At 73.1% G+C, this 2542-nt stretch carries 3 protein-coding genes; 1 reads left to right on the forward strand and 2 read right to left on the reverse strand.

The genetic code is table 11. The features are described 5' to 3' along the window. Nucleotides 1–12 precede the first annotated feature (12 nt). Together NOD94_RS40735 and NOD94_RS40740 are read right to left on the reverse strand one after the other, a co-directional pair. Nucleotides 13–1389, reverse strand: coding sequence for a DEAD/DEAH box helicase (locus NOD94_RS40735; RefSeq protein WP_281211289.1), 1377 nt, complete (start codon nt 1387–1389; stop codon nt 13–15). 290 nt (nt 1390–1679) lie between these two features. Next, entirely contained in the window at nt 1680–2174 is a 495-nt protein-coding gene (locus NOD94_RS40740; RefSeq protein WP_281211287.1) for a MarR family transcriptional regulator, read from the reverse strand. A 90-nt stretch (nt 2175–2264) separates the two neighbouring features. On the opposite strand from NOD94_RS40740, the gene NOD94_RS40745 reads away from it, so the two are divergent. Further along, a partial coding sequence (locus tag NOD94_RS40745) for an HGxxPAAW family protein (RefSeq protein WP_281211288.1) occupies nt 2265–2542 on the forward strand: 278 nt, incomplete at its 3' end.

Raw genomic sequence — 2542 nt, forward strand, 5'->3', positions numbered from 1 at the left:
GGCGCCCGCGCGTCAGAGGCCCTTGCGGACCCGGGCCGCGCGGCGGGCCTCGGCGGCCTGCCGCGCCTCGATGGTCTTACGGGACTCCTTGCCCTTGCCGGGGCGCCCGGGGCGGGTTCCGATCCCGCGGAACCCCAGGTCGGAGCCGCTCGGCCGACCCTTCGCGTCGGTCGGCGCGGCGCCGGACAGCGGAACCCCGGACGGGGCCTTCGCGCCGGTGATCCGGCTCAGCGCGGCCTCACCGGAGCGCACCTGGGTGATCGTCGGCCGGATCTTGGCGTCGGCCATCAGGCGGACGACGTCCCGCCGCTGGTTGGGCGTGACCAGGGTGACGACCTTGCCGGACTCGCCCGCGCGGGCCGTCCGCCCGCCCCGGTGCAGGTAGTCCTTGCTGTCGGCCGGCGGGTCCACGTTGACCACCAGGTCGAGGTCGTCGATGTGGATGCCCCGGGCGGCGACGTTCGTCGCGACCAGGACGGTGATCAAGCTGTCCTTGAACTGTCCGAGGGTGCGGGTGCGCTGAGGCTGGGACTTTCCGCTGTGCAGTCCCTCGGCCCGGACGCCCATGGCCCGCAGGTGCTTCACGAACTGGTCGACGCCGTGCTTGGTGTCCAGGAACATCAGCACCCGGCCCTCGCGCGCCGCGATCTCGGTCGCCGCCGAGACCTTGTCCGCGGCGTGGATGTGCAGCACGTGGTGGTCCATCGTGCCGACGGACGCCGACTGCGGGTCCACGGAGTGCGAGACCGGGTCCTTCAGGTACCGGCGCACCAACTGGTCGACGTTGCGGTCCAGGGTGGCCGAGAACAGCATCCGCTGCCCGGCGTGGTGGCACTGGTCCAGGATCTCGGTGACCTGGGGCATGAACCCCAGGTCGCACATCTGATCGGCCTCGTCGAGCACCGTGATCCTCACGCGCTCCAGGTGCACGTCCCGCCGTCCGACCAGGTCGCTGAGGCGCCCGGGCGTGGCCACGACGACCTCCGCGCCGGTGCGCAGCGCGCCCGACTGGCGGCCGATGGACAGCCCGCCGACGACGGTGGCCATGCGCAGCTTCAGGGCCTGCGCGTACGGTGCGAGGGCCTCGGTGACCTGCTGCGCCAGCTCGCGCGTCGGTACGAGGATCAGGGCCAGCGGCCGCTTCGGGTCGGCCTGCTGTCCCGCGGTGCGGGCGAGCAGTGACAGGCCGAACGCCAGCGTCTTGCCCGAGCCGGTGCGGCCCCGGCCGAGGATGTCGCGGCCCGCGAGGGAGTTCGGCAGCGTCGCGGCCTGGATCGGGAACGGCTCCCGCACCTGCTGCTCGGCCAGGGTCCTCACCAGCTCGGCGGGCAGGTCGAGCTCCTCGAACGAGGTCACCGCGGGCAGCGCCGGGGTGGCCGTCCGGGGCATGGTGAACTCGCCCTGGGGGCCGAGGGTGCGGGGCGTCTTGCCGCCGCCCTTGGCGCCGGGCCTGGAGCCTGCCTTCGTTCCGGCCTTGATGCCGAAACGCCCGTGAGCTGACGGGTTCTTCATGCAGAACCTTCCGTGAGGAGAGCGAGTGCGGAGGGCGGCCGGGACGGTGAACGGCGACGAGCCGGGGTCCGTACCCCTTCGGTACGGGCCCCGGCTCGTCGTACGCGTCCGCGTCGGGTGCAAGCACCCCGCGCCTCAAGTTTCCCGCCCATTTTACCAGTCGGTGACTACGCGGGCGGGGGGCCGATGTCCCCGGCCCGCACGCGGGTCAGGTGGGCCTGCATCTCGGCCGTGGCCCGCCCGAACCAGTCGGCGATGACGGCGACCTCGTCGGGGGAGTAGTCGGCGAACAGCGCCCCGAGGCGGGCGTAGAAGGGCTCGTAGACCGCGATGACCCGCAGGGCCGCGGCAGGGTCGGCCACCACCCGTACCCGGCGCCGGTCGGTCGGGTCCGGCCGGCGGTGCGCGTATCCGGCCCGCTCCAGCCGGTTGATCACTCCGGTGACGGCGCCGGTCGTGAGCTGGGTCAGTTCGGCGAGGTCGCCGGCGGAGAGCGGGGCGTCCCCGGCGCCCAGCACGTGGCCCAGGCAGGTGAGGTCGGTGACGTTCAGTCCGAGCAGCTGGGCCACTTCCTGCTGGCCGATGAGCCCGAGGGCCACGTACTGGTCCATGCGTGCGATGGCCTCCCCGGCCGTGGCCGGGGGGCGGGACTTGCCGTGCACCCACACACTCCTTAGTATCTAAGTTACTTAGCTCGCGAGATAAAAGATCCTGCTCCGAGCGTACTGGCGTCCGTACCCACAGGGAGAATCATGAGCGCGCACGGCGACGTCGACCTCGGCCACACCGTGGCCGGCTGGACCGGCACCATCCTGGCCCTGCTGGGCTGCACCGGAGCGGGCGCCGCCCTGTGCGCGGCCTGGGTGCCGGGCATCCGGCTCGGTCTCGGCCTGGTCGTCGCGGCGGGAATCGTCACGTGGCTGCTCCACCTCGCGGGCTGGGGCAAGCCGAGCGGCCCCCGGCCGCGCGCCGAGTGGGACTGGCGCACCCGGGACACCACCGCGCGCGCGGGACACGTCGGCTGCCTGGG

The organism is Streptomyces sp. Isolate_45 (genome assembly GCF_024721315.2).
In the GTDB taxonomy this organism is placed as follows: Bacteria; Actinomycetota; Actinomycetes; order Streptomycetales; family Streptomycetaceae; genus Streptomyces.